This window comes from Pseudomonas sp. LBUM1643 (assembly GCF_059716215.1).
This window is the reverse complement of the sequence record NZ_CP166813.1, coordinates 190070-213695: the sequence shown is the minus strand read 5'-3', so window position 1 is coordinate 213695 and position 23626 is coordinate 190070. Positions and strand designations below refer to the sequence as shown.

Genomic DNA, 23626 nt, shown 5'->3' with positions numbered 1-23626 from the left:
CGGGGGCGTTTGAAAAAAGAAAAATTCAGGCGCGACGCAGGGCGTGATGTTCCATGCGGTTTTGCAGGCGATAGAGGTAAGCAAAACCCTGCTCCCAACGCTGGTGGCCGGACTTCACGTTGATGTGCCCCGCGCCCGCCAGAATCCCCGCCTCAGCCCCCCAGTTTCGCGCCAGCTCCAGTGCTCGCGGTGCGCTGACGGCGCTGTCGTTGTCGGAGCTGACGACCTGGCTCGGGAATGGCAAAAGATCCACAGGAATCGGCGCGAAGTTGCGCAAGGCCGGTGCGCAGGCTGGACGCTCGACGTCCGCTGGCGCGACCAGCAAGGCACCGCGCACCTGACGCAGAAATTGCACGGGCGCGGTGGCGGCCCAATGGGCAACGGTGATGCAACCCAGGCTATGGGCGATCAGGATGACCGGCGTGCTGTCAGCGGCAATCGCTTCGGCCAGCGCGGCCACCCAATCTTCACGGCGCGGTGTCAGCCAATCGGCCTGCTCCACCCGGGCGCTATTCGGCAAACTGTTCTGCCAGTGGCTTTGCCAATGATCTTCTGGCGATCCTTGCCAGCCCGGCACAATCAGGTAGCGAATTGATTCGTTGCGCATGGGGGAGCTCTCCTGCTGCGTGTCTGTTCCTGACCGAGTATAGGGAGCGAATTTATATCCGTTAAGGAATAAGAAGCTATTTATTAAGACCTAAATTGAATATACGGAAAAGCCGGTAGGCGCTGCCGAAGGCTGCGATCTGTTGATTTTGATTTTATGAAAAGAAAGATCAAGAGATCGCAGCCTTCGGCAGCTCCTACGGGCTGCGATTCATCAAGGGGAGCACTCAAACGACGGCAGATCAGGCGGGATACCCGAGCGAATCCCGCAGTCGGTACCAACTGATCGCCAGCGCCGCACCCAGTTGCCTGGCCGGGTACAACGGCAGGCGTGAGACCGGGGTCACGGGAAATTCCAGTTGCGCCACATCGCAACCCCGTACGGCCTGCGCCAGCACACGCCCCAACGCCGTCCCCATCGCCACACCGCGACCGCAATAACCGAAGGCAGTCCACACGCCATCCGCCAGTCGATGCAAGCGTGGCAAGTCATCAATGGTCATGCCCACCCGGCACGCCCAGCCGTGTACCCAGTCCACGCCCGCCAGTTCTGGAAAGCGCTCGATGGCAGCCGCAATGAGTTGCGCGCGTGTGGCGGGATCAAGCGTGTCGGCAGAGTGCCCGCGGCCGCCGATGACGAAGCGTCCGTCCGGATCGATACGGCAGTAGTAAGTGATTTTGCGTGTCTCGGAGACGCCCGCTCCGCGCGCCATGATGCGCTCACGCAAGGCTATCGGAAGAGGGTCGGTCGCAATCTGCGCGCTCGACACCGTGACATAGGATTGCGCAACGGCAGGCCACAGCCGGTCGGTATATGCATCCGTGGCCAGGATCACCTGCTTTGCACGAACCTGATGGCCATTCACGGTCAGCTCGACACCGCCTGCCACGGGCGTCATTGCACTGACGTGCGAGTGCTCATGAATCGCCGCCCCGCAAGTGAGTGCAGCGTCTGCTAGCCCGCGGGCATAGGCCAGTGGATGCACCGCGCCGGCACGCCGCTCGAGCAGACCGGCCGGCCAGAATGCCGAACCGGTCGCCTCGGCCATGGCGTCGCGGTCAAGGTAATGGGCGTCACCGCCGTGGTGATTGATTGCCCGCGCTCGCGTCTGGAGATACCGCGCCGATGCTTCGGAGAATGCGCCCTGGATCCAGCCATCGCGGGTCGGCGAACAATCGATCTTGTGACGCTCGACAAGCTCGAACAGCTCATCGGCGCTGCGATACCCAAACCGCATCATGCGCGTCGCGGTCTCGGCGCCAAACCGTTTGATCAGCGCCTCCGGTGTCGGTTTAAAGCCCGGGACCACTTGGCCGCCGTTGCGACCGGAGGCTCGGTGGGCGATTTCGGATGCCTCGAACAAGGCGACGTCGACACCCGACTCAGCAAGATGGAGCGCGGCGGACAAGCCGGTGAAGCCGCCACCGATCACGGCGACATCGACGTTGAGGGGCCCGGTGATCGGAGGTGTGGTGCGACGTGCAGCAGTGGTCGCCGCCCACAGCGTGGACGTTGGGAAGTGCATATTCGCTGTCATGAAAAAGCCTATACGGGTCTGCGGGTACGGAGACGGCAAGTGCCGCGTTGCGGCTCAACTGGCGTGCGTGACTCGGCGCAGGAAATCGCGCATCCGTTCATTGCTCGGTGCAGTCAACACCTCTCTGGACGGCCCTTGCTCGGCAATGCGTCCGCCATCGAGAAACAGCACGCGGTCGGAGACGTCACGGGCGAAGCCCATCTCGTGGGTGACGATGATCATGGTCATGCCTTTCTCGGCCAGCCCGCGCATCACCGCCAACACCTCGCCGACCAGTTCCGGGTCAAGCGCCGAGGTCGGTTCGTCAAACAGGATGGCTTCGGGTTGCATGGCCAACGCGCGGGCAATGGCAACACGCTGCTGCTGGCCCCCGGACAACTGATGAGGGAAGTGCTCGAATTTTTCCGCGAGGCCCACGCTGGCGAGCAGCTCGCGGCCCCGCTCGGTGGCCTCGCGAGGATCCTCGCCTTTCACATGCACCGGACCTTCGATCACGTTCTCTAGCGCCGTGCGATGAGGGAACAGATTGAATCGCTGGAACACCATCCCGACACGTTGCCGCACCTGGCGAATGTCCGATCGCGCTGCGTCTACCCGCAGGCCTTCGACCGTCACGCTGCCGGCCTCATAGCGCTCAAGCCCATTGATGCAGCGCAGCAGCGTGGACTTGCCGGAGCCCGAAGGTCCGATCAGACACACCACTTCGCCGGCATGGATTTCAGCGTTGATACCGCTTAGCACATGGTGGGTGCCGAATGACTTGCTCAGGTTCTCGATCTTGATCATTTCTGGGTCCCCATGCGTTTTTCGAGACGGCCGATCGCAAACATCATTGGCAAGCTCATCGCGAGGTACATCAGCGCGACAAGGGTAAATACCGTCGAACTCTGGAAGGTGGCGGCTGCGATCAGTTTGCTTTGCATCGACAGCTCGACCACGGTGATGACAGCGGTTTGGGAAGAGTCCTTGAGCATCATCACCACGTTGTTGCCATAGGGCGGCAACGCGATGCGCAACGCTTGCGGCAGCACCACCCGGCGCATCAATTTCGCGCGTGACATGCCAATCGACTGGGCGGCCTCGAACTGCCCGACATCCACGGCATCGATGCCGGCGCGAAACACTTCGGCCATGTACGAGGAATAGGCAATGCCCAGCCCCAGGGAACCGGCCTGAAACGCGGTCAGGCTGATGCCGATTTCCGGGATCACGAAGTACATGTAGAACAGCACCACGATGATCGGGATGCCTCGGATAACGTTGGTCAGCACGCGGCTGGCATGCGCAAGCGGCGCAATACCACTCACCCGCAACAGGGCCCAGAACAAGCCAAGCACGGTAGCGATCACCAGCGCGGTAGCGGTGATGTAGATCGTGGTCAGTGCGCCCTGCAACAGCATGGGCAGGTAGTCCACCGCATCAGTCAGGAAGGAATCGAACATCTGCAACCTCCGGAGCGTGTGCACGCGCCATCCCGGACTCAGGGACCGCGTGCGGGTTGGGAGAAAAAACGATCAGGAGGCGACGGCCCACTTCGCAAGAATGGTGCGCAATGTGCCGTCCTGGCGGAGCTTGTCGATGGCTGCGTTGAGCTTCACAAGGGTCTCGCTGTCACCCTTCTTCACCGCCAGCGCGATGTCGGTGGCGATCACTGGCTTATAGGTGTCGACCAGACGCACCTTCGCGCCAACCTGGCGTACCTGATAAGCGACGACCGGACCGTCACCGAACGCCGCGTCCAGGCGACCAAGGGCGATGTCGCGAACCATGTCGGCCATCGTGTCGTAGAGCTTCACTTCCTTGAAGCCACTCACCGCCGTGATCGGTTCGACATAAGACGTGCCGACCTGCACGCCGATGACCTTGCCTTTAAGGTCAGCAAAACTCAGGTAAGCCGTGGTGTCCTTGGCGGGGACGATCAAGCCCTCGCCATAGCTCACAACGATGCTGGAAAAGTCGACCACTTCGGCGCGGGCCGGCGTGCGGGCGAACGCGGATGCAATGATCTGGATCTTGCCCGTTTGCAAGGCGGGGACGAGGGACGTGAATGGAATCGGCATGATTTCGGGTGTGAAGCCGACCTCCTTACCGACGGCATCGGCGATGTCGATCATCAAGCCTTTGAGGGTGTTGCTCTGCGGATCCAGGTAATTGAACGGCACCGCGCTGGGTGTGGCGCCGACCTTCAGCACTGGCATTTCAGCGTGTGCGGTCGACAGCAAGGCAACGGTGGAAACGACGGCGACCAACGATTTTATTGTTTTGTGCAGCATGTGGAATCCCCTTGTGAACCGCCTCTGGTAGCGCGCGGACCGTGCCGACGAAGATCGGTCAGGACGGAATATCAGGTTTCTAGCCTTATCGCATAGCGATATGCATGTATTGCATGCAGATTCGATCCTGCATCACCAACCCTTTACCGTCAATAGTCAAAAATTCGAGTGCACAGGAAGGTATTCACAACCCGCCAGATTCGCTTAGCCCCGCATACGCAGGATTAAATAACGTGAACGGGATATTTTCGGAGAGAGTTGGCAGCGACTTGACGCACTTCATCTATCGCTATACGGTCGCTTCTTATCGCGATGCAGTTTCTTTCCACTGACAATCGGACGGCGTTGTCGCCAAGCCACGGACCAACCATGAACCCTTCAGAATCGACGCTCTATGTGCAATCTCTCGCCACCGGAATCGCGGTGCTGGATGCCTTCGATCCGCAGCATGCGTCGATGAGTTTGCCGGAGATCGCCGTAGCTGCCGGCATCAGCCGTAGCGCTGCGCAGCGATTCGCCTTCACGCTGGAGGCCCTAGGCCTGTTGATCAAAGACCCGGTCAGCAAGCGCTATTCGTTATCGTCGCGCACCCTGGATGCAGGCTGTCACTACCTGCAGTCGCACTCGCTGCTGGACCGGGCCAACCCCTACCTCCTCGACCTGAATCGAAACGCGGGAGAAACGGTCAACCTCGCTGAACCGGTGGGGACGGACATGATCTACATCGGCCGGTTTCCAAGTCCCACGCGCCTGTTGGTGCACATGCCGGTGGGGCGTCGCATTCCGATGTATTGCTCTTCAACCGGACGCGCCTATCTCTCGTCGCTGCCTGAAGAGCACGCCATCGAAATCCTGGAAAGCACCCAGCGGATTCGCTTCACGCCCAACACCGTCGTCGATCTGCAAGAACTGCTCGGCCGCCTGCAACTGGCACGGGAAGAAGGCTATGCGTACTGCAATGAGGAATATTACCGAGGCGACCTAGCATTGGCTGTGCCGGTGTTCGACCTCAATCATCAGGTGGTCGCGAGCCTGCAGATGTCCGTGCCGGTGTCCAAGTGGACGCTCAAGAAAGCAGTATCGCGCTTCGTCCCGATGATGCAGGACACGGCACGATTGATCTCGACCACGCCACCCACCCAGCGGCCGCTGACCTCGTTTCTCGGCCCGAACATCGAACAGCCGTAACGACGACCCAACCATCAGCCAGGTCTGGCGAAGAAAAAAAAGGGCCGCACCCTGCCAAGGAGACGGCCCCGGAAAAACGACATTTTTTAACGCGCGGTAATCACCGACAACTTGGTAATACCTGCCCGCTCAATTGACGCCATGGCTCGCGCCACTTCGCCATAATTCACTCCGTCGTCCGCCTGCAATTGCACGCGCACCTCCGGGTCCTTGGCCTTCGCCGACTTGAGGTTGAACTCCAGCAGGTCCGGCTGGATTTCATCCTTGTTGATAAACAGTTTCCCGGCCCCGTCGATGCTCACCACCAGCGGATCCTTCTGCTCGACCGGCGCCACGGCTTCGGTCTTGGGCAGGTTGATCGGTATGGCATTGGTCAGCAGCGGTGCGGTGACGATGAACACCACCAGCAGCACCAGCATGACGTCCACCAGCGGTGTCACGTTTATCTCACTCAGTACCTCGTCGCTGTCTTGCGTGGAGAAGGCCATATCAGGACGCCTCCTTCACTTTCTGCGCGTTGCCCGAGGCCACGGTTTTATGCGCCGTCGGGTGAATCAGCACGCGGAACGAACTCTTCTGCGCCAGGCTGTAGAAGTCATGGGCGAAGTCATCCAGGTCCGCCGCCGTCAGTTTCAGACGACGCAAAAAGTAGTTGTAAACCAGCACTGCCGGCACCGCGACCGCGATCCCCACACCCGTGGCGACGAGTGCCGCACCAATTGGTCCGGCGACCGTTTCCAGACTCGCCGAGCCTGCCGCGCTGATACCTTTCAACGCTTCCATGATTCCCCACACCGTGCCGAACAACCCAATGAACGGCGACGTACTGCCAATACTGGCGACCACTGCCAACCCGGTTTCCAGCGAACGGCGCTCCCGCACGATCTGCTGACGCAAGGCTCGCTCGAGGCGATCCTGATGATTGATCGCCTGACTCAGATCCGCCGCGTGTGGCGCTTCACCGACCTGGATTGCCGCGTAGCCGGCTTGCGCCACCCGCGCCGCAGCGCCTGGCTGGGTTTCAGCCAATTCTGCCGCCGAATCAAGACTCGATGCGGCCCAAAACTTTTTATGAAACTTGCGATCCTGAGCTTTCAGTCGGCCGAACTGCACGCCCTTGAGCAAAGCCAGTCCCCAGGTCGCAACGGAAAAAACCACCAGCAGCCAGATCACCGCGCTTTCGATGGATTCAAGTGGAGATGCCAGTAACGTCATGGTGGATTCCTCGTGTAAACGTTTCGCGTGAAATAGGTTTCTGTTTAATGAATTTTGAAATCGATGGGCACGCTGACCCAGCCGTCCCGGGCGACATCACCCTGTTTGGCGGGCACAAAACTCCAGCGCTTCACAGCGCTCAGGGCTGCATCGTCGAGGGCTTCGCGACCGCTGCTTTTCTGAATCTGAATCTCGCCGGGCTTGCCGCTGGCGAGCACGTGTACCCGCAGTAACACCGTCCCTTCCCAACCGCGACGCTGGGCCAGCGACGGGTATTCTGGCGCCGGGTTTTTCAGGTACCCGGCGTTGGCCGAGGCCGGTGTCACCGGAGCAGGTGCGGGTGGAGCGGGTGGCGCCGGCGCGGCAACAGGTGCGACCGGTTGCGGTGGTGCTGGCGGTTTCTCAACCGCTTTGGGCACCGGTTTCGGAATCGGTTTGGCGACCGGTTTCGGCTTCGGAACCGGTTTTGGCGGCGGTGGTTTTACCGCCAGTTCGTCCTCCACCGGCGGCGGTGGCTCGACCACCTCTTGAACAGGCGGCGGTGGCGGCTCGACCACCGGCGGTGCCGGTTGCGAAAACTCGATAGTCATCGGTGGAATTTCCGGCGGCACGATCGGCAGCACGGCGGTCGGCTGTTGGCTGACCCAATAGATCACCGCACCGTGTACCAACAGCGCCAGCACACCCAGCAGAATCGTTTCCCGGCGACTGAGAATGCCCTTGGGCGCACGCTGCAAACGCAGCTGCCCCAAGGGCACGCGATGTACCCGGCCGAGGTCGACCAACTCGCCACCCGGCCCCTGGCGCCACAGCACCTCTTGTGCGCTGGCGGCGGTCTGGACATTACCCATTGATTTACTCCTGCGGTCTCTTTGCGAATATCCCGATAGGCCGGACCCGACATCCCCCGTACGACGTATCGATGGGTGAATCATTGGGCTAGACGCTTATCTCTGAAAGTAATCTTTAAAGTTATGGATAGATCGAAAACGAATATTAAAAATGATCGACTCTCTGGGGCCCTTATCTTTCAAGGGGTCTGGCCATGAGGCTGACAACGCATGCTTTTGCGGCATGGAAAATATTCACGGCAGGCATGGATTCGAAGGGTTTCTGCACATGCACACGCCCTCTTACAACGGCGATAGCTAAAGCGACGGCGGACGCTTTAGAACAGCAACGGCTTCTGGCCACAGGAGCCACCAATGCTTACGGTTCAGGCACATCGAAACAATGCTCTATCTATATTCAATACAGATCTAATAAATATGCAGATGCCTCGTTGACGGAATAAGCGCTTGCATTTAAACCTCCAGCACTCCTCGTCGCAGATGCCTTCGAGCTATTCTCAGGATGCCGGAAAAGCATATGGATCTTCGCCAGTTGCGCTACTTCATCGCCCTCAACGAGCACCGCAGTTTTGTCCGCGCGGCCGACGCCATGGGCATTACTCAACCGGCGTTCAGCCGCAGTATTCAGGGGTTGGAGCAGGAGTTCGGCTGCGTGCTGGTGGATCGTGGCAATAAGGACTTGCGCCCGACACCCGAGGGCCAGGTAGTGCTGCAACATGCGTTGACGCTGGTGCAGGGCGCCGCGCTGCTTAGCGCTGAAGTCGCGCAAATGACCAAGCTCGATGCCGGCGAATTACGCTTTGGCTGTGGTCCTGCCCCAGCGGTGAAACTGGTGCCGGATGCGGTGGCCCAATTCATCAACGCCCACCCGAAAGTGCGCACCTGCTTTCAGGTGGATAACTGGGAAAAACTCAGCCGCGCCCTGAGCCGCGAGGAGATAGAGTTCTTCATCACCGACATCCGTCATTTCGAAGCCGACCCCAACTTTCAGACTCAGGCACTGACGCCCAGGCGAGGGGTGTTCTTCTGCAGACCGGGTCATCCGTTGTTGGCGAAGGAAAGCCTGTCGACCAACGACATGTTCGACTACCCGCTGGCGACCACGCTGATCCCGCCGGGCGTTCGCAAGCTGTTGGCGAACCTCAGTGGACGGACCGATTTTTCTCCGAGTATCGAGACCGAACATTTTCCGGCGCTGGTGAAGATCGTGCTGCAATCGAACGCCATCGGCGTGGGCACTCAAGAAGCATTTGTCGAGGACATTGCCAAAGGGTCTTTAGTGCTGCTGCACTGGCGCAATCTGCCGCAAAACATTGAGACCATGAATTCGCGGTGCGGGATTGTGAGTCGGACGGGGTTTCGGTTGTCGCCGGCGGCGAGAGCGATGATTGAGACGTTGATGGCGGTGGATAAGCAGGAGATGAGTGTTGCGATTTAGGAAGCTTTCGCGAGCAAGCCCACTCCCACAGAGGTTCCTCGTTGTTCACAAATAATGTGTTCACCGGAGATCAAAATGTGGGAGCCAGCCTGCTGGCGATGAGGCCATCAGACCCTCACACCCTCCACGGCCCGCCCCTGAACTTCCTCCCTGCGCACAAACCGGTTCGCCCGCCCAAACGTCCCGACATCATTAAACCGAACGCCCATCTCACGCATGACTTTATGCGCCACCGGCACGGTCATCTGGCGGATGTAAAACGGTTCCTTCACCACAAAATGGTGGATCCCGTGGCTGCTGCCAAAGTTGAAGCAAAACGCTTGCAACGGCCACATCCACCATGGGTTCAGCACCTGGGTCTGCTGAATCACATTGCCCGGTTCCACATCACCGTAGTAGTGCATGTTGGAACTGACGAAGTGCAGGCAAAACGTGCGCAGAACGTTCGGGCCGATGATCACGACGGCGGCGATATCGATCACCTGCATCACTGACAGCGTGGTCGCCGACCATTCAATCGGCGCCCCAAACAGATGCGCGACACCGTTGGCGGTATGGAACCCGAGAAACACGTACCACGCGCCCCAGTGCACCAACGCCAGCGGTGCGTATACCTTCAGCGTGCGTTTGATGATGCTGAATTTATGCGTCCAGGTTTTGGCCCGCAGCATGCGAATCAATGCCGACATGATGTTGTCGCCGATCATCAGGAATCGGGCAAACCCCCAAGGCTCGCCGTTGGTGATTGCCCGCTCCTCCATGTCGGTCTCCGTACCGGACACCTTGTGGTGATTGAGGTGCAGATGGCGGCGGATCCACGGGTTGATCGTGCTCGGCCGCGCCAGCCAGACCAGGCCCATCATCACATTGTGCGGCACGCGTTTTTTACGGAAGTACATGCTATGTATCAGGTCGTGCTCGAGCTCGTGGGTCAGGGACGCGAAGAACGCGTTGAGCAACAGGCACACCCACCAGGCCATGTAACCGTTGATATAGAGCGCCGCCGAACCGATCATGCCGGCCAGCGCGAACGCCAGAATGCCCACGCCCAACGCGTCCTGATGGTTGAGAATCGGGTAGCGCTGACGCAGTTCGACGCCCTTGGCCAGCACCACTTCGCGAATATGCGCTGATCGTTGAGATGCATTCAGTCGCTGGGGACTTGCAGAAGTACCGTCCATGCTTCCATCCTCTGTTTATTGATGTTCGCATCCTGCCCTGCGAACCCTCGCAAGGTGGTAGCCGTGAACGCCAACCTGTTGACCGGAAGCGCCAATCAGCATGACTGAACCGACCTCCCTCGCCAGCTGGACCCGCGCCCTGCGCAAGCAACTCGATGCGTTGGGGCTGGACAGCACCGCCCTGTGTCATCAGGCGGGGCTCGACCCGCAGTTGATGGACGACCCTAACGCCCGTTATCCGTTGTCAGGCACCACGCGCCTGTGGGAAATCGCGGTGCAGGTCAGCGGCGACCCGGCGATTGGCCTGCGGGTGTCGCGCTTTGTCAGCCCGACCACTTTTCACGCGCTCGGGTATGCGCTGGTGGCCAGCGGCAGTTTGCGCGAGGTGTTCGAGCGAATCGTGCGCTATCACCAGGTGGTCAGCGACGCCCTTGAGCTTGAATTGACCCGCACCGAAGATCGCTATCGCTTTCGCCTGAAGATTGCGCCGGGCACTCCGGCACCGGCGTATGAAGCCATCGACGCCTTCACCGCGATTTACGTGCGCACGTGCCGCAATCGCCTGGGTCGCGAGTATGCTCCGCTGGCGGTGTACCTGAGGCGTCCGGAACCGGCGGACGCGCACCAATGGCACAAGGTCTTTCGCTCCCCGGTGTACTTTGCCGCGGACGAAGATCGACTGGAATTTTCCCTGGTGGATTTCGACAGCCATCTGGACGATGCCAACCCGGAACTGGCCGAGCACAACGAAACCGTGCTCAAGCGCGCCCTGGCGCAACTCAAGCCGCTGACCTGGGAACGCAAGGTGCGCGACGCGATTGAAGAGCAGTTGCCCGAGGGCGAGCCCAGTGCGGAACACATTGCCAAGTCCCTGCACCTGAGTTTGCGCAGCCTGCAACGGCACCTGGCGGATGAGGGGTGTCGGTTCGATACGCTGCTCAATGAAAGCCGCGAGAACCTGGCGTTGCTGCATTTGCGGGACCCGCAATGCTCGCTGAGTGAGATCAGTTATTTGTTGGGGTTTGCGGATACGAGTAGTTTCAGTCGGGCGTTCAAGCGCTGGACAGGGATGACGCCGGGGCAGTTTCGGGATGGGTTGCGGTGATGGGTTCAGGTCTGGAGGGTGGTGTTGTCTGGGCGGGCCTCTTCGCGGGCAAGCCCGGCCCCACATTTATCGTTGGTGAACACAAAATATGTGGCCAATAGTAAACACTGTGGGAGCGGGCTTGCCCGCGATGAGGCCAGACCAGACACCGAAATAACCCCTAACGCCCGCGATCACGCCGCAACAACTTGCGCACCCGAGCCACCAGCTCGCTCACGGTGAAGGGCTTGAGCAGGTAATCGTCTTCATGCAGCTCCAGCCCGCGCAGGCGATCCTCGATGCCGTCCCTGGTGGTGAGGAACAGTACCGGCGTGGCGCCAAGCTTGCGGACCTGTTGCTGCAACTGCCAGCCGTTAAGTCCTGGCAGCATCACATCAAGGATGATCAAGTCGTATTCGCCGGACTCGATGAAGCGACGACCGTCCATCCCGTTCAGCGCCACATCGACGGCATAACTGGCTTCGCTCAGGCCGTTGGCCAGGAGTTTGGCGGTCTCCGGCTCGTCTTCTACTAACAGCACACGCATGGCACACCTCAATTGTCGTCTGTACAGGCTAGGCGCCTTTGTGGACAAAGCCCACCTTTAAAAGATCGCCAATGCCCGCAACCGACCGGCGTCAAGAATCTCGATCTCGCCGTACTTCAGGTTCACGATCCCTTGTCCCTGCAAGTCTTTGAGGAGTTGATTGGTGGTCTGGCGCGATAACGACAACATGGAAGCCAGCTGGTCTTGCGGGAGCTGCAGTACGCGGCGCGGCGGATCGAGCTCGCCGTAGCTGTCGGCAATCATCAGCAAGCGGTGCGCCAGGCGTGCCAATGCGGGCATCAGGCTGAGTTGTTCAAGGTTGATGAAGGTCAGGCGCAGTTTCTGGCTCATCAACAATGCCAGTTGCCGCCAGTACACCGGCTGTTCGTCGAGCAAGGCCAGCAGCGCGGTTTGCGGGATGTGCAGCAGGGTGCATTGACCCAGCGCGAACGCATCATGGGTCCGCGCCTGCCCATCGAACAGGCAGATTTCGCCGAACCAGTGAGGCTGCTCGACCAGACTCAGCAGCGCCTCCTTTCCCTGCTCATTGACGGCGCCGATGCGCACGGCTCCTTCGAGCACGGCGTACAACCCGCAGGGCGGATCGCCGCGTTTGAACAAACGCTGTCCCGGCGACAAGCTTCGCAACCTGGCGGCGGACAGCAGGCTATCCTGTAAGGACACAGGTAGATGACTGAACCATTGGCCGCTCATCAAGCGCGAACGCCAGACCTGCATGTCCATGAAAACTCCTTGAGATTGTCGTCTGGCTGACAGAGCGAAAGATGAACCCGGGTCATGATCAAGCACCCTACAGGAGGAATAACAATGAAAAAAAGCCTGGTTGACCACCTCAGTCAATATGCCGCGTATCACCGTGATCCGAGAAACATCGCCAGTCATTTCATCGGCATTCCGTTGATTGTGGTCGCAGTAGCGGTGTTGCTGTCCCGGCCGCAATGGGCGGGAGGCTGGCTGTCGCCGGCGGTACTGGTATCGCTGGCATCGGCCTGGTTCTACCTGCGCCTGGAACTGCGCCTCGGGGTCTTGATGACGGTGCTCCTCGGGCTGTGTATCTGGGCCGGTCACGTGTTGGCGCAGCAAAGCACCCTGGTCTGGTTGAGCAGTGGCGCAGCGATGTTCGTGGTGGGCTGGGCGATTCAGTTTGTCGGCCATCACTACGAAGGACGCAAGCCGGCGTTTGTCGATGACGTGACGGGGCTGATTGTCGGGCCGCTGTTTGTGGTGGCCGAACTGGCGTTTTTGCTGGGGATGCGACATGACCTGAAAGAGCAGATCGAAGCGCGGGCGGGTGGGGTGCGGGTCAATCCGAAAAAGGCGGCGGCTTAGGCCGCTTTAAAAGATCGCAGCCTGCGGCAGCTCCTACAGTGGGTGGGTTGATCACGAATTTTGTGTTCAACCCACCCACTGTAGGAGCTGCCGCAGGCTGCGATCTTTTGATCTTAAATGTTGGCGACTTTCTGCCAGACCTTCGGCTTGAAGAACAAGGTTTCGCCCTTTGCCAACCCGGTCAGGCTGTCGTGATCCTTGACCACTTCGGCTTCGATCAACTCGCTCTGGCCTTCGACCTTCAGTGTCACCCGGGTCGTTGCGCCCAACGGACGGATATCCCGCACTTCGGCCGCATGGTGATCTTCCAGCTCATGGCGCGACAGCGACACTTCGTGCGGACGAAACAACACGTGGTTGTCCTCACCCAGGTGCAACCGATTCGAATCGCCCAGAAAGTGATAAACGAAATCGCTGGCCGGGTTCTCGTAAACGTCGCCCGGTGAACCGATCTGCTCGATCACGCCCTTGTTCATGACCACGATGCGGTCGGCCACTTCCATGGCTTCTTCCTGGTCGTGGGTCACGAACACCGACGTCAGGTTGATGTCTTCGTGCAGGCGCGCCAACCAGCGGCGCAGCTCTTTACGGACCTTGGCGTCGAGGGCGCCGAAAGGTTCGTCGAGCAGCAGCACTTTGGGTTCGACCGCCAGGGCGCGAGCCAACGCAATACGCTGGCGCTGACCACCGGAAAGTTGTTCCGGGTAGCGATCCGACAGCCAGTCCAGCTGCACCATGTTCAGCAGTTCGTGAACCTTCACCGCGATCTGGCTTTCGCTCGGGCGCTGGTTTTTCGGTTTCATGCGCAGGCCGAACGCGACGTTGTCGAACACCGTCATGTGGCGGAACAGCGCGTAGTGCTGGAACACGAAACCGACGTTGCGATCACGCACGTCGTGGCCCGAAACGTCCTCGCCGTGGAACACGATGTTGCCCTGATCCGGCGTTTCCAGGCCGGCGATAATCCGCAGCAGCGTGGTCTTGCCGCAACCCGACGGGCCAAGCAGCGCGACGAGTTCGCCGCTATGAATGTCCAGGCTGATGTTGTCCAGCGCCTTGAACGCATTGAAATTCTTGCTGACGTTACGCACTTCGATCGACATGAATTATTCCTCCGCGGCGCTGGCGCGCAGGCGGTTAATACGGTTTTCGCTCCACTGCTTCAGCAGCAGGATGAAGAGCGCCATGATCAGCAACAGGCTCGCTACCGCGAACGCGGCCACGTGGTTGTATTCGTTGTAGAGGATCTCGACGTGCAACGGCAAGGTGTTGGTCACCCCGCGAATATGCCCGGAAACCACCGACACCGCACCGAACTCACCCATGGCCCGCGCCGTACACAGCACCACGCCATAAATCAGGCCCCATTTGATGTTGGGAACGGTGATGTGCCAAAACATCTGCCAGCCATTGGCTCCGAGCAGGCGAGCGGCCTCTTCTTCCTGAGTGCCCTGCTCCTGCATCAGCGGGATCAGTTCGCGTGCCACGAACGGCACAGTGACGAAGATCGTGGCCAGAACGATGCCGGGCAAGGCGAAGACGATCTGGATATCGTGGTCCTGCAACCACGGCCCGAACAGGCCTTGAGCGCCGAACATCAACACATAGACCAGGCCCGCGATCACCGGCGATACCGAGAACGGCAGGTCGATCAGGGTGACCAGCATGCTCTTGCCGCGGAACGAGTACTTGCTGACGCACCACGCCGCGCTGACGCCGAACACCACATTCAAGGGCACCGAAATCGCAACGGCGATCAGCGTGAGCTTCAATGCGGAAACAGCATCCGGCTCAAAGATCGCGGTGAAGAACGCGCCAATCCCGAGTTTCAGCCCTTGGGACACCACGATCACCAGCGGCAACAGCAGAAAGAGTGCAAAAACCAGCCAGCCAAGGCCGATCAGGATTCGGCGTGAACTGGCGCTGCCACGGCGGGCAGCGTTGGAGGAAGCAGCAGCAATAGACGATTGGGACATGTGTGCGCCTCCTTATGGGGTTTCGATGCGCCGCTGCAGCAAGTTGATCAGCAGCAACAGGACAAAGGAAACCACCAGCATCAGTACGCCAATGGACGTGGCGCCGGTGTAATCGTACTGGTCGAGTTTGACCATGATCAGCAACGGCAGAATTTCGGTTTTCATCGGCATGTTACCGGCGATGAAAATCACCGAACCGTACTCACCAACCCCGCGGGCAAAGGCCAGCGCGAACCCTGTCAGCCAGGCGGGCAAGAGTGCGGGCACGAGGATATGGCGGAAAACCTGTAACGGTTTGGCACCCAGGCACGCCGCCGCTTCCTCCACTTCACGTGGGATATCGGCCAATACTGGCTGTACGGTACGTACCACGAATGGAAGCGTCACGAACGTCAGTGCGAGCGTGATGCCGATGGGGGTGTAGGCGATCTTGAACCCCAGGTCCGCGGCAAACTGGCCAACCCAGCCATTCGGCGCGTACAGCGCGGTCAAGGCGATACCGGCCACGGCGGTGGGCAATGCGAAGGGCAGATCGATCATCGCATCGATGATCTTGCGACCCGGGAAGGTGTAGCGCACCAGCACCCAGGCCAGCAGCGTGCCGATGATGCCGTTGATGATCGCGGCATACAGCGCGGTGCCGAAGCTGAGCTTCATGGCCGCCAGCACACGAGGTGCCGAAATGATTGCCCAGAACTGATCCCAGGAGAGTTGAGCGGCATGGATGAACATCGCCGCCAGTGGAATAAGCACAATCAGGCTGAGGTACACCAAGGTGTAACCCAGCGTCAGCCCGAAGCCGGGTATGACGGGGGAGATACGACGCGACATAAAAGTCCCTGGTTGAGAACGCACAAAGCCCCGACGGTAAAATCGGGGCTCATTTATGACCTATTAAAGATTACTGCGCCTGATAAATCTGGTCGAACACACCACCGTCATTAAAGAATTTCGGTTGTGCTGTTTTCCAGCCGCCGAAGTCCTTATCGATGGTCACCAGATCAAGCGTCGGGAACTGCTTGGCGTACTTGGCGGCCACGTCCTTGTCACGTGGACGATAGAAGTTCTTCGCCGCGATCTCCTGACCGGCCGGGCTGTACAGGTGCTTGAGGTACGCTTCGGCGATCTGCTCGTTACCCTTTTTCTCGGCGTTCTTGTCGACTACAGCGACTGGTGGCTCAGCGAGGATCGACAGCGAAGGCACGACAATCTCGAACTTGTCGGCACCGCCGTCTTCTTTCAGCGCCAGGAACGCCTCGTTTTCCCAGGCCAGCAACACGTCACCCTGACCGTTGTTGACGAAGGTAATGGTCGAACCGCGAGCACCGGTGTCCAGCACCGGAACGTGCTTGAACAAGGTCTGCACGTATTCTTTGGCCTTGGCTTCATTGCCGCCGTTGGCTTTCAGGCCATAGGCCCAGGCTGCGAGGAAGTTCCAGCGTGCACCACCGGAGGTTTTCGGGTTGGGTGTAATGACTGAGACGTCGTTCTTGACCAGGTCGCCCCAGTCCTTGATACCTTTGGGATTGCCCTTGCGCACCAGGAACACGATGGTCGAGGTGTAGGGCGTGCTCGCTTCCGGCAGACGCTTCTGCCAATCGGCTGGCAGGGTCTTGCCCAGCTTGGCGATTTCGTCGATATCACCGGCCAGTGCCAGGGTCACTACGTCAGCACGCAGGCCATCGATCACAGCACGGCCTTGCTTGCCCGAACCACCGTGGGATTGCTGGATTTTCACGTTGTCGCCGGCGTGATCTGCCTGCCAGAACTTGATGAATTCGGCGTTGTAGTCCTGATACAGCTCACGGGTCGGGTCGTACGACACGTTAAGCAGCTCGTAGTCCTTGGCAACCGCGGAGCCAGCAAAAAGGGCACTGGCCAGGGCGGCCAAAGCGAAATGACGAATCGACGACATGGTGAAAGCTCCTGGAATTCTATTTGTGTTGGCTAGTTCTTATGGATTTCTGGAATCGCGGTGCCGTTCAAAGATCGCAGCCTTCGGCAGCTCCTACACCAATCCCCCGTAGGAGCTGCCGCAGGCTGCGATCTTTTGATCTTCGGGCTCAGCTCGGTTTGTTACCCGGCTGCTGCAAACGGAATTTTTCCTTGCGTTCGATCTGCACGACTTGAGCGTTGTGCACGGTGATTTCCACCGCTCCGAAACGCAGGTCGCGCAGTGCGCTCTGGATCTCGCGCAAAATGGTTGCTTCGTCCTGGCCGTCAACGCTACGTAGGGATGCGCTCATGATGCTGCTCCTTCGACTGAGAGGTTGCCTGGCAGTGGCGGCACTGCTTGCGGCGTGAGGCCAATAGTAGATAGGTGCGGATATTCTTAAAAAGACTATTTAAGAATGTTTATATAACCAGAAGTGATTATTTGAAGGGGCGAAGGTTTGCGGGCGGGAACGGGGAGAAAAAGATCAAAAGATCGCAGCCTGCGGCAGCTCCTACAGGGGTCTGCCTTCCATGCGAACTGCGATCTAATGAATGACGGGCGTGTGTGTCCACTGCAGTTTTTCCGCCGGCACGGGCCGTCCAAACCAGTAGCCCTGCCCCAGATCGCAATCGTGCTCGACAAGGAAAACCGCTTGTTCGACTTGTTCGATCCCTTCGGCGTGCACCTGCATGCCCATGCTCTGGGCCAGCGCAATGATCACCCGCACGATGGCTGCATCGTCCTCATCCCATGGCAACCCGGCGACGAAGCCTTGGTCGATCTTCAGTTTCTGCACCGGCAGGCGCTTGAGTCGCAGCAGCGACGAGTACCCGGTACCGAAGTCATCAATGGCCAACCGCACGCCCAGCTCGCGCAATCGATGCATCTGTTCCAGCGCGACCTCCGGGTCGTCCATCACTGCGCTTTCAGTGACTTCGATCTCCAGATAAGCGGGGTCCAGCCCGGTGTCGCGCAACACTTGCGCTACCTGCTGATACAGCTCACGGCGAGCGAACAGCCGTGAGGACACATTCACCGCGACAAACGACAGCACGACTCCCGCCTGCTGCCATTTGCACATCTGCTGACAGGCTGCGCGCATGACCCAGGCATCGATTTCGGCGATCAGCCCGGTGCGCTCGGCAATGGGGATGAACTCAGCAGGGGACACCAGCCCGCGCTGCGGATGTTCCCAGCGCACCAATGCCTCGACGCCAACCAGGCGACGGGTCTTGAAGTCGTAAACCGGCTGGTAATACAACCGCAACTCTTTCTGCTCCAGTGCACGGCGCAATTCGAACGCGGTCTCGACCCGCTGTTGGGCCTGGGCGGTGAGCTCTTCGGTGTAGAGGGCGTAGTTGTCGCGACCGGCGCTTTTGGCCTTGAACAGCGCCGAATCGGCATTGTGCAGTAATTGCTCGGCACTCAAGGCGTCGCCAGGGAACAGACTGATCCCGACGCTGGCGTTGATAAAAAGCTGATTGCCGTCGAGATGGAACGGCTCCTTGAGGCCATCCAGGATTTTTTGCGCGAGTGCGGCGGCGTGAACCAATTGCGGACAGCTTTCGGCGAGTACGGCGAACTCGTCACCCCCCAGTCTCGCCAACGTGATTCCCGCCCCGAACATCGCTCGCAAGCGGTCAGCCACGGCCTTGAGCAACTGGTCGCCCATGGTATGACCGAGACTGTCGTTGATCATCTTGAAGTGATCCAGATCGATCAGCAGCAGGGCGCAACCGCGTTTATGTGTTTGCGCCGAAGCCAAGGCCTGCTCGGCGCGGTCGGTGAACAACAGGCGATTGGGCAAGTCGGTCAGGGGATCGTGGTGGGCCAGGTGTGTGAGCTCATGCTCGGAGTTCTTGATCGCACTGATGTCGGAAAACACCGCCACGTACTGACTCACTTGGCCTTGATCGTCACGAATGATGCGAATGGTCTGCCATTGCGGATAAATCTCGCCACTTTTGCGGCGGTTCCAGATCTCGCCGCTCCACTCGTCGTTGCTGCTGAGGGTTCCGAACATCGCCTGGTAAAACGCCGGTGGGTGGCGACCGGATTTGAACAGGCTGGGTGGCTGGCCCATCACTTCTTCACGCTGGTAGCCGGTGATGTCCATGAAGGCGCGGTTCACATGAACGATCAGCCCTTTGTCATTGGTGACCAGCACTCCCTCACGCGTGCAATCGAACACCGCTGCGGCCTGTCGCAAATGCTCGCGCTCTGCACGCCGCTCGCGCAGTTGCACATCGATCCCCAGACAACGGAACAATCGCGCCCGGGCAAAGAAAATCAACCCGGCACTGAGCACAACCCAGGCGTAACCGTTGATCAGTTGCCACTGCAGGCGTTCGGTGGAGCTATCGAAGAAACTGTTTAATAAATAACCACTGAACCCCAGCCAGACAACAGACAGCAACAGGTAAAGCAGCGCTGCACGCAAGGCATCGCGAGTGGTGGCAGACATTCGACCGTCCATGTCCCTACAAAAAGGTTCGAATTATAGAGCAAAGACACATCCAGCCACTCTTATCTGAAAGGGCGACTGGTTTTATCTGTGAGCTTAGTGATAATGCATCGGCTATTTTTTTATTTATCGAGGGCCCTACAGCCTATGTGGTACGAAGGTTTTCTTGGCTTGTCGCCCTGGTCACTGGTGGCAGTCACCCTGCTGATGACCCACGTCACAATCATCGGCGTCACGGTCTACCTGCACCGTTATTCAGCCCATCGCTCCCTGGAGCTCAATGCCGGCCTGAAACATTTCTTCCGCTTCTGGCTGTGGCTGACCACGGCGCAGAACACACGCGAGTGGACAGCCATCCACCGCAAGCACCACGCCAAATGCGAAACCGTCGATGACCCGCACAGCCCGGTCGTCAAAGGTTTGTCCACCGTGCTTCGCAAAGGCGCCGAGCTGTACCGCGCCGAGGCGGAAAACCCCGAGACCTTGCGCATCTACGGCAAGAACTGTCCCGAAGACTGGATCGAGCGTAACCTGTACAGCCGCTTCCCGCTGCTGGGTGTGGCGATCATGGGCGTCATCGACCTGCTGCTGTTCGGCACCATCGGCATCACCATCTGGGCCATCCAGATGATGTGGATCCCGGTCTGGGCTGCCGGCGTGGTCAATGGCCTGGGCCATGCCATTGGCTACCGCAACTTCGAATGCCGCGACGCAGCGACCAACCTCGTACCGTGGGGCATCCTGATCGGCGGCGAAGAGTTGCACAACAACCATCACACCTACCCGAACTCGGCAAAACTGTCCGTGAAGAAGTGGGAATTCGATCTCGGCTGGGCCTGGATTCAGGTCTTCAGCTTCCTGCGTCTGGCCAAGGTCCAGCGGGTCGCACCGATTGCCCACCGCGTTGAAGGTAAAGGCAATCTGGACATGGACACTGCGATGGCGATTCTCAACAACCGCTTCCAGATCATGGCCCAGTACCGCAAGTTGGTGATCGCGCCACTGGTCAAGCAAGAGCTGGAAAGGGCCGATCATTCGGTCCGTCACCAGTTCCATCGGGCCAAACGCCTGCTCTCGCGGGAAACCAGCCTGCTGGATGACAAACACCACGTGCGCATCCAGAACATGCTCGAACACAGTCAGGCGCTAAAGGTCATTTACGAGAAACGCCTGGCCTTGCAGCAGATCTGGGTCAAGACCAGCTCGAACGGTCATGACATGCTGGCCGCGATCAAGGACTGGATCCACGAAGCCGAAGCCAGCGGAATCCATTCCCTGCGCGACTTCGCCAACCAGCTGAAAACCTACTCCCTGCGGCCAACGACTGCCTGACCGCTGCCGATAGGGCGACGCGTTTTTGCCGAAAACGCGTCGCCATTACCGCCCGGCGGGAGCCACCCCCTCTGCCGCGCAACCCGGGAACTAACCTCCAAATCCCCTATCTCACAAACACTTCGCCACCCTGGCGGGCTTCGTTGTGGCCGCTGTCGACTCGCGGCACGCTTTGAGATTTGTGTCGATGGTCGATAAAAAACTACAAGACTCATCCGCTCCCCAGTGGCCCGAGGCCGCGCAAACACTCATGGCGCTAATGCGTGCCCGAGGCGAAGTCGCCCGACTGAGCGAGCGCGAACAGCTGCTCAATTCCCTGCTCGTGAGCGTCAATGCGGTGCTCTGGGCGTTCAATTGGGAAACCCGTCAGGTGCTCTACGTCAGCCCCGCCTACGAACGAATATCTGGCCGTTCCGCCGAGCTGTTGCTGTCGGACTACAACCAGTGGCGTGACAGCGTTTACCCCGACGATCTCGAGCATGCCGAGCGCAGCCTGGCCGAAGTGCTGGAAAAAGGCGCCGTTGAAGATCGTGAGTATCGAATCATTACCGCCGATGGCCAGGTACGCTGGCTGAGTGACAAGTGCTTCATGAACCGTCAGGCCGAGCCGGGACAGCCTGTGATCATTGTCGGCATTGCCGAAGACATCACGGAAAAGAAGCAGCTGGAAACCGAACTTCAGCGTCTGGCCACCACCGACGAATTGACGGAAAGCAGCAACCGTCGCTACTTTTTCGAGTGCGCTAACCGCGAGTTCGAAAAGGCACGAGAACAAGGCACGCCGCTGTCGTTCCTGATGCTGGACATCGATGACTTTAAAGTTATCAACGATACCTACGGCCATCAGGAAGGCGATAACGTGCTGCAACGTATCGCCGAGTGCGGTCGCGCTGCATTACGCCGTGGGGACGTGTTCGGGCGCATTGGCGGGGAAGAGTTCGCGGCCGTGTTCCCAGGGTGCGAACCCGCCGTTGCGTTGCTAGTGGCCGAGCGTCTGCAACGGGAGATTCAACTGCTGAGTTTCAGCCACGACGATCAGACCTTCGGCATCACCATCAGCCAGGGGCTGACCAGCCTGATGGCCGAAGATAAAAGTCTCGACGACCTGTATGCACGGGCGGATGCGGCGATGTATGAGGCGAAGCGACAGGGTAAGAACCGCATAATCAGCGGCTGATAGCACCCACACAAACCCTGCAGATACTGTGTAGGAGCTGTCGAGTGAAACGCGGCTGCGATCTTTTGATTTTGCCTTTAAAAGCGAAGATCAAAAGATCGCAGCCTCGTTTCACTCGACAGCTCAGGGGATTTCCAGTGCGAACTACTTTTTGCGCAACCGCATCAATTCCGGCAGCCCGATCTTCAGCAAGCGCGCCGTTCGGCTCTTGGCCAGCGCCTCAAGCCCCTCGTGCTCGCCCAGCCGCGCCAGTTGCGCGGCCATGTTCATCACCAGCGCTTCGCGCGAGTAAACGCCACCACCGAACTGGTAGACCGCCGCAATCAGCTCACGCAGCTCCAATGGCAGACGCCAGCGGGTACGCAAGGCCGACCCGTAAGCCGCCCCGAATTCAGCCAGCGCCTCGCCAACCTCCTCGAGGTCATCCAGCGCGCCGCCAGACTGCTTCCATTCCTGCAAGCACCGCAGCAACGCCAGATCACCCAGGCGATGCAGCATGCCGGCGCAATAACAACGCTCCTGATCCAGATCCAGCAGGCGCGCCAAGGTGCGTGCGTATTCAGCGGTGTGCAGCGACAGCTCCCAATAGCGCTCGGCGTAGTCCGCCAGACACGGATCACTGAGCCGGGCGCTACGCTTGAGCACCAGCCCCAGAATCAGGTTCATGCTTTGTCCCGTACCAAGACGATGCAGCGCTTCAAGCAGGGTCTGCACGGGTGCGCCTTTGTGCTGGGCGGCGCTGTTGGCGGCAGCGATCAATACGGCGGTGACTTGAGGATCCGTTCTAGTTTCGTCGTGCAGCGCGGTCAGATCGAGACCAGTGGGATTGAGGCTACGTTTGACTGCCAATTCCACGTCGGTCATCAAGGGCGCGCCATCGGCCTGCTCACGACGGCGCTCCAGGTACACCGACAAAGTCATGCCCGGCGCCAGTGTCGGTGCTTCGCACAAGACTTCTTCACCTACGTTCAACAGCAACGCCTGCAGACGCTGGGTCAGGCTCTCCATGTTCAGGGGCTTGGTCAGATACGCCGAGGGTGCCAAAGGCAAGGCCTCGCGCACGCTGACGCTGTCATTACGGCTGCTCATCAGAATGAACGGCAGCGGCGGATTGCGTTTACGCTGGCGAATACTGCGCAAAACATTCAAACCATCGACGCCGGGCAGCTCCCAATCGGCGATCACCAGGTCGTAAGGGTTCTGCGACAACAGGTGCAGCGCTTCCTGACCGTTAGCGCACAGGTCCAGCAGTGCGTCGCACCGAACATTCAATAACACCTGTTTAAGCAGATCGCGGGACCAGGGATCGGCCTCGGCAATCAGCACACGCGGTGCCGCAGGCAAAACTACAACAGTCATCTGTACGCTCCGAAGACGATGCTTGCACCTTAGTTCAATGCTGGCCATTCGATACAGCACGATGGGTTTCACGGACACAAAAAAACCCGCCAAAGCGGGTTTTTTTGTTGA

Annotated in this window: 24 protein-coding genes; 6 read left to right on the top strand and 18 right to left on the bottom strand. The window is 59.3% G+C overall.

The genetic code is table 11. The annotated features are described in order from the left end of the window. Positions 1–25: 25 nt before the first annotated feature. From ACA063_RS00920 to ACA063_RS00900, 5 genes are all read right to left on the bottom strand, one after another. Entirely contained in the window at positions 26–607 is a 582-nt protein-coding gene (locus ACA063_RS00920) for an alpha/beta hydrolase (protein ID WP_162437062.1), read from the bottom strand. Positions 608–848: 241 nt separating this feature from the next. Continuing rightward, entirely contained in the window at positions 849–2132 is a 1284-nt protein-coding gene (locus ACA063_RS00915; protein ID WP_497664439.1) for an NAD(P)/FAD-dependent oxidoreductase, read from the bottom strand. Between the two features lie 66 nt (positions 2133–2198). Then, positions 2199–2930 (bottom strand): amino acid ABC transporter ATP-binding protein, encoded by a 732-nt coding sequence (locus ACA063_RS00910; protein ID WP_497664438.1) that lies wholly within the window; start codon positions 2928–2930, stop codon positions 2199–2201. Continuing rightward, on the bottom strand, positions 2927–3586 hold the full coding sequence (locus ACA063_RS00905; RefSeq protein WP_497664437.1) for an amino acid ABC transporter permease: 660 nt from the start codon (positions 3584–3586) through the stop codon (positions 2927–2929). The genes ACA063_RS00910 and ACA063_RS00905 overlap by 4 nt, the downstream gene beginning before the upstream one ends. 72 nt (positions 3587–3658) lie before the next feature. After that, positions 3659–4417, bottom strand: a complete 759-nt coding sequence (locus ACA063_RS00900; RefSeq protein ID WP_497664436.1) for an ABC transporter substrate-binding protein — start codon at positions 4415–4417, stop codon at positions 3659–3661. A gap of 369 nt (positions 4418–4786) precedes the next feature. Between ACA063_RS00900 and ACA063_RS00895 the strand changes: the two genes are divergently transcribed. Continuing rightward, positions 4787–5605: an IclR family transcriptional regulator gene (locus tag ACA063_RS00895; protein ID WP_497664435.1), complete on the top strand. Its 819-nt coding sequence runs from the start codon at positions 4787–4789 to the stop codon at positions 5603–5605. 86 nt (positions 5606–5691) lie between these two features. Here ACA063_RS00895 and ACA063_RS00890 read toward each other — a convergent pair whose 3' ends face one another. Genes ACA063_RS00890 through ACA063_RS00880 form a run of 3 tightly spaced genes read right to left on the bottom strand, consistent with a single transcriptional unit; the run spans position 5692 to position 7671 of the window. After that, positions 5692–6093 carry an ExbD/TolR family protein gene (locus ACA063_RS00890; RefSeq protein WP_003220570.1) on the bottom strand — a complete coding sequence of 134 codons (402 nt, stop codon included), beginning with the start codon at positions 6091–6093 and terminating at the stop codon, positions 5692–5694. A 1-nt stretch (position 6094) separates the two neighbouring features. After that, positions 6095–6820: a MotA/TolQ/ExbB proton channel family protein gene (locus ACA063_RS00885; protein WP_497664434.1), complete on the bottom strand. Its 726-nt coding sequence runs from the start codon at positions 6818–6820 to the stop codon at positions 6095–6097. A gap of 44 nt (positions 6821–6864) precedes the next feature. Beyond that, positions 6865–7671, bottom strand: a complete 807-nt coding sequence (locus ACA063_RS00880) for an energy transducer TonB (protein ID WP_497664433.1) — start codon at positions 7669–7671, stop codon at positions 6865–6867. Between the two features lie 517 nt (positions 7672–8188). Between ACA063_RS00880 and ACA063_RS00875 the strand changes: the two genes are divergently transcribed. Further along, a complete protein-coding gene (locus tag ACA063_RS00875; RefSeq protein WP_497664432.1) occupies positions 8189–9109 on the top strand; it encodes a LysR family transcriptional regulator in 921 nt (306 codons plus the stop codon). A gap of 107 nt (positions 9110–9216) precedes the next feature. On the opposite strand, the gene ACA063_RS00870 is transcribed toward ACA063_RS00875, so the two are convergent. Further along, a complete protein-coding gene (locus ACA063_RS00870; protein ID WP_497664431.1) occupies positions 9217–10290 on the bottom strand; it encodes a fatty acid desaturase in 1074 nt (357 codons plus the stop codon). Between the two features lie 100 nt (positions 10291–10390). On the opposite strand from ACA063_RS00870, the gene ACA063_RS00865 reads away from it, so the two are divergent. Beyond that, positions 10391–11395 (top strand): AraC family transcriptional regulator, encoded by a 1005-nt coding sequence (locus ACA063_RS00865; protein WP_497664430.1) that lies wholly within the window; start codon positions 10391–10393, stop codon positions 11393–11395. Between the two features lie 160 nt (positions 11396–11555). Here ACA063_RS00865 and ACA063_RS00860 read toward each other — a convergent pair whose 3' ends face one another. Together ACA063_RS00860 and ACA063_RS00855 are read right to left on the bottom strand one after the other, a co-directional pair. Then, positions 11556–11921 (bottom strand): response regulator, encoded by a 366-nt coding sequence (locus tag ACA063_RS00860; RefSeq protein ID WP_497664429.1) that lies wholly within the window; start codon positions 11919–11921, stop codon positions 11556–11558. A 57-nt stretch (positions 11922–11978) separates the two neighbouring features. Beyond that, the gene (locus ACA063_RS00855) at positions 11979–12665 is read right to left on the bottom strand and encodes a Crp/Fnr family transcriptional regulator (RefSeq protein ID WP_497664428.1); all 687 of its coding nucleotides are present in this window, start codon (positions 12663–12665) and stop codon (positions 11979–11981) included. A gap of 84 nt (positions 12666–12749) precedes the next feature. Here ACA063_RS00855 and ACA063_RS00850 point away from each other — a divergent pair, with 84 nt between their 5' ends. Continuing rightward, positions 12750–13271, top strand: coding sequence for an Mpo1 family 2-hydroxy fatty acid dioxygenase (locus tag ACA063_RS00850; protein ID WP_497664427.1), 522 nt, complete (start codon positions 12750–12752; stop codon positions 13269–13271). Positions 13272–13384: 113 nt separating this feature from the next. Here ACA063_RS00850 and ACA063_RS00845 read toward each other — a convergent pair whose 3' ends face one another. From ACA063_RS00845 to dibA, 6 genes are all read right to left on the bottom strand, one after another. Then, the gene (locus ACA063_RS00845) at positions 13385–14374 is read right to left on the bottom strand and encodes a sulfate/molybdate ABC transporter ATP-binding protein (protein WP_162440343.1); all 990 of its coding nucleotides are present in this window, start codon (positions 14372–14374) and stop codon (positions 13385–13387) included. A gap of 3 nt (positions 14375–14377) precedes the next feature. Next, entirely contained in the window at positions 14378–15247 is an 870-nt protein-coding gene (gene cysW / locus ACA063_RS00840) for a sulfate ABC transporter permease subunit CysW (RefSeq protein WP_497664426.1), read from the bottom strand. A 12-nt stretch (positions 15248–15259) separates the two neighbouring features. Continuing rightward, positions 15260–16078, bottom strand: a complete 819-nt coding sequence (cysT, locus tag ACA063_RS00835) for a sulfate ABC transporter permease subunit CysT (RefSeq protein ID WP_497664425.1) — start codon at positions 16076–16078, stop codon at positions 15260–15262. A 70-nt stretch (positions 16079–16148) separates the two neighbouring features. Beyond that, complete coding sequence (locus ACA063_RS00830; protein ID WP_497664424.1) at positions 16149–17162, bottom strand: sulfate ABC transporter substrate-binding protein; 1014 nt, start codon at positions 17160–17162, stop codon at positions 16149–16151. A 148-nt stretch (positions 17163–17310) separates the two neighbouring features. Next, entirely contained in the window at positions 17311–17493 is a 183-nt protein-coding gene (gene oscA, locus ACA063_RS00825) for a sulfur starvation response protein OscA (RefSeq protein ID WP_022643503.1), read from the bottom strand. Positions 17494–17727: 234 nt separating this feature from the next. After that, positions 17728–19647, bottom strand: coding sequence for a phosphodiesterase DibA (gene dibA / locus ACA063_RS00820; protein ID WP_497664423.1), 1920 nt, complete (start codon positions 19645–19647; stop codon positions 17728–17730). Positions 19648–19794: 147 nt separating this feature from the next. Between dibA and desA the strand changes: the two genes are divergently transcribed. Both desA and ACA063_RS00810 read left to right on the top strand, forming a co-directional pair. Next, the gene (desA, locus tag ACA063_RS00815) at positions 19795–20979 is read left to right on the top strand and encodes a delta-9 fatty acid desaturase DesA (RefSeq protein ID WP_162440348.1); all 1185 of its coding nucleotides are present in this window, start codon (positions 19795–19797) and stop codon (positions 20977–20979) included. Positions 20980–21166: 187 nt separating this feature from the next. Beyond that, the gene (locus ACA063_RS00810; protein ID WP_497664422.1) at positions 21167–22156 is read left to right on the top strand and encodes a GGDEF domain-containing protein; all 990 of its coding nucleotides are present in this window, start codon (positions 21167–21169) and stop codon (positions 22154–22156) included. A gap of 144 nt (positions 22157–22300) precedes the next feature. Here the strand turns inward: ACA063_RS00810 and ACA063_RS00805 are convergent, their stop codons facing one another. Then, positions 22301–23515, bottom strand: coding sequence for an HDOD domain-containing protein (locus ACA063_RS00805; RefSeq protein WP_497664421.1), 1215 nt, complete (start codon positions 23513–23515; stop codon positions 22301–22303). Positions 23516–23626 lie beyond the last annotated feature (111 nt).

Bases quoted from the DNA above. Each gene is read 5' to 3' on its own strand.
- ACA063_RS00920 (WP_162437062.1), bottom strand. From the start codon at position 607: ATGCGCAACGAATCAATTCGCTACCTGATTGTGCCGGGCTGGCAAGGA.
- ACA063_RS00915 (WP_497664439.1), bottom strand. From the start codon at position 2,132: ATGCACTTCCCAACGTCCACGCTGTGGGCGGCGACCACTGCTGCACGT.
- ACA063_RS00910 (WP_497664438.1), bottom strand. From the start codon at position 2,930: ATGATCAAGATCGAGAACCTGAGCAAGTCATTCGGCACCCACCATGTG.
- ACA063_RS00905 (WP_497664437.1), bottom strand. From the start codon at position 3,586: ATGTTCGATTCCTTCCTGACTGATGCGGTGGACTACCTGCCCATGCTG.
- ACA063_RS00900 (WP_497664436.1), bottom strand. From the start codon at position 4,417: ATGCTGCACAAAACAATAAAATCGTTGGTCGCCGTCGTTTCCACCGTT.
- ACA063_RS00895 (WP_497664435.1), top strand. From the start codon at position 4,787: ATGAACCCTTCAGAATCGACGCTCTATGTGCAATCTCTCGCCACCGGA.
- ACA063_RS00890 (WP_003220570.1), bottom strand. From the start codon at position 6,093: ATGGCCTTCTCCACGCAAGACAGCGACGAGGTACTGAGTGAGATAAAC.
- ACA063_RS00885 (WP_497664434.1), bottom strand. From the start codon at position 6,820: ATGACGTTACTGGCATCTCCACTTGAATCCATCGAAAGCGCGGTGATC.
- ACA063_RS00880 (WP_497664433.1), bottom strand. From the start codon at position 7,671: ATGGGTAATGTCCAGACCGCCGCCAGCGCACAAGAGGTGCTGTGGCGC.
- ACA063_RS00875 (WP_497664432.1), top strand. From the start codon at position 8,189: ATGGATCTTCGCCAGTTGCGCTACTTCATCGCCCTCAACGAGCACCGC.
- ACA063_RS00870 (WP_497664431.1), bottom strand. From the start codon at position 10,290: ATGGACGGTACTTCTGCAAGTCCCCAGCGACTGAATGCATCTCAACGA.
- ACA063_RS00865 (WP_497664430.1), top strand. From the start codon at position 10,391: ATGACTGAACCGACCTCCCTCGCCAGCTGGACCCGCGCCCTGCGCAAG.
- ACA063_RS00860 (WP_497664429.1), bottom strand. From the start codon at position 11,921: ATGCGTGTGCTGTTAGTAGAAGACGAGCCGGAGACCGCCAAACTCCTG.
- ACA063_RS00855 (WP_497664428.1), bottom strand. From the start codon at position 12,665: ATGGACATGCAGGTCTGGCGTTCGCGCTTGATGAGCGGCCAATGGTTC.
- ACA063_RS00850 (WP_497664427.1), top strand. From the start codon at position 12,750: ATGAAAAAAAGCCTGGTTGACCACCTCAGTCAATATGCCGCGTATCAC.
- ACA063_RS00845 (WP_162440343.1), bottom strand. From the start codon at position 14,374: ATGTCGATCGAAGTGCGTAACGTCAGCAAGAATTTCAATGCGTTCAAG.
- cysW (WP_497664426.1), bottom strand. From the start codon at position 15,247: ATGTCCCAATCGTCTATTGCTGCTGCTTCCTCCAACGCTGCCCGCCGT.
- cysT (WP_497664425.1), bottom strand. From the start codon at position 16,078: ATGTCGCGTCGTATCTCCCCCGTCATACCCGGCTTCGGGCTGACGCTG.
- ACA063_RS00830 (WP_497664424.1), bottom strand. From the start codon at position 17,162: ATGTCGTCGATTCGTCATTTCGCTTTGGCCGCCCTGGCCAGTGCCCTT.
- oscA (WP_022643503.1), bottom strand. From the start codon at position 17,493: ATGAGCGCATCCCTACGTAGCGTTGACGGCCAGGACGAAGCAACCATT.
- dibA (WP_497664423.1), bottom strand. From the start codon at position 19,647: ATGTCTGCCACCACTCGCGATGCCTTGCGTGCAGCGCTGCTTTACCTG.
- desA (WP_162440348.1), top strand. From the start codon at position 19,795: ATGTGGTACGAAGGTTTTCTTGGCTTGTCGCCCTGGTCACTGGTGGCA.
- ACA063_RS00810 (WP_497664422.1), top strand. From the start codon at position 21,167: ATGGTCGATAAAAAACTACAAGACTCATCCGCTCCCCAGTGGCCCGAG.
- ACA063_RS00805 (WP_497664421.1), bottom strand. From the start codon at position 23,515: ATGACTGTTGTAGTTTTGCCTGCGGCACCGCGTGTGCTGATTGCCGAG.